Annotated in this window: 1 protein-coding gene; it reads left to right on the forward strand. The window is 76.5% G+C overall.

What is annotated here, in order from left to right:
- A partial coding sequence (locus tag ESO86_RS16885) for an aldehyde dehydrogenase (NADP(+)) (protein WP_165308239.1) occupies positions 1-1,406 on the forward strand: 1,406 nt, incomplete at its 5' end.
- Between the last annotated feature and the right edge of the window lie 60 nt (positions 1,407-1,466).

Consider the following 1,466-nt stretch of genomic DNA (forward strand, 5'->3'; position numbering starts at 1 on the left):
CCGAACGTGCCGCGTGGATCCGCGCCGCCGCCGACGCCCTCGACGCCGCACGCGACGAGCTCGTGCCGATCGCCGACGAGGAGACCCGCCTCGGCACCGCGCGACTGACCGGCGAGGTCGCGCGCACGACCGCGCAGCTGCGGCTCTTCGCCGACGCGATCCTCGAGGGCTCGTACCTCGAGGCCACGATCGACCACCCCGATCCCACCACCATCCCCCCGCGACCCGACCTGCGACGCGTGCTGCGTCCGCTCGGGCCGGTCGCCGTGTTCGGCGCGTCGAACTTCCCGTTCGCGTTCTCCGTCGCGGGCGGCGACACCGCCTCGGCACTGGCCGCCGGCTGCCCGGTCATCGTCAAGGGGCATCCCGCGCACCCGCGCCTGTCGGCGCGCACTGCCGAGATCGTGGCCGGCGCGCTGGTCGGCGCCGGCGCCCCCGACGGCGTCTTCGCGCACGTCACCGGCCACGAGACGGGCGTCGCACTCGTGCAGCACCCCGAGGTCCGCGCCGTCGGCTTCACCGGATCGCTCGGCGGCGGACGTGCCCTGTTCGACCTCGCGCAGCAGCGGCCCGACCCCATCCCCTTCTACGGGGAACTCAGCGCCGTGAACCCCGTGCTCATCACGCCCGCGGCGCTCGAGGCCCGCGCGGACGAGCTCGCGGCGGGCCTCGCCGGCTCGTTCACCCTCGGCGCCGGGCAGTTCTGCACGAACCCCGGCGTCGTCCTCGTGCCCGCCGGATCGGACTTCGGCGAACGCGTCGCAGCGGCGCTCGACGCGGCATCCGCCGGACCTGCGCCGATGCTCACCGACGGCATCGCCGGCGCCTTCGCGTCGGGCATCGCCGGCCTCGCAGGTCGCGACGGCGTCGACGTCGTCGTCGGCGACCCGACGGCGCAGCGGCCGGGCACGGGCGAGCCCGTCGTCCTCAGCACCACGAGCGCCGCCGTGATCGCCGACCCCGGCGCGCTCCTGCACGAGTGCTTCGGGCCGTCGACCCTGCTCATCGAGTACGCGGACCTCGCCGATGCCCTCGCCGCCGTCCGCGCCGTCGGCGGCAGCCTCACCGCGACCGTGCACGCCCAGCCCGGCGACGAGCTCGCCCCGATCGTCGAGGTGCTCTCGGAGGTCGCGGGCCGGGTGCTCTTCGCGGGCTGGCCGACGGGCGTCGCCGTGAGCTGGGCCCAGCAGCACGGCGGGCCGTGGCCGTCGACCACGTCGATCCACACCTCGGTCGGCGTGACCGCCATGCGCCGGTTCCTGCGGCCGATCGCCTTCCAGGACGCGCCGGATGCCGCGCTGCCGCCCGAGCTCCGCGACGGGAATCCGCTCGGGCTCCCCCGTCGGATCGACGGGACGCTCGTGCTGCCGCAGGGTGTCCCGGGGCGCCGGCCGGCCGCCGGCTGAGCCGCCGCGTGGGCGTCGCCACCTACCTCGTCGCTGCGACCCCGCCGCGCCTCGCGGTCG

Source organism: Agromyces binzhouensis (genome assembly GCF_004135055.1).
Lineage (GTDB): Bacteria > Actinomycetota > Actinomycetes > Actinomycetales > Microbacteriaceae > Agromyces > Agromyces binzhouensis.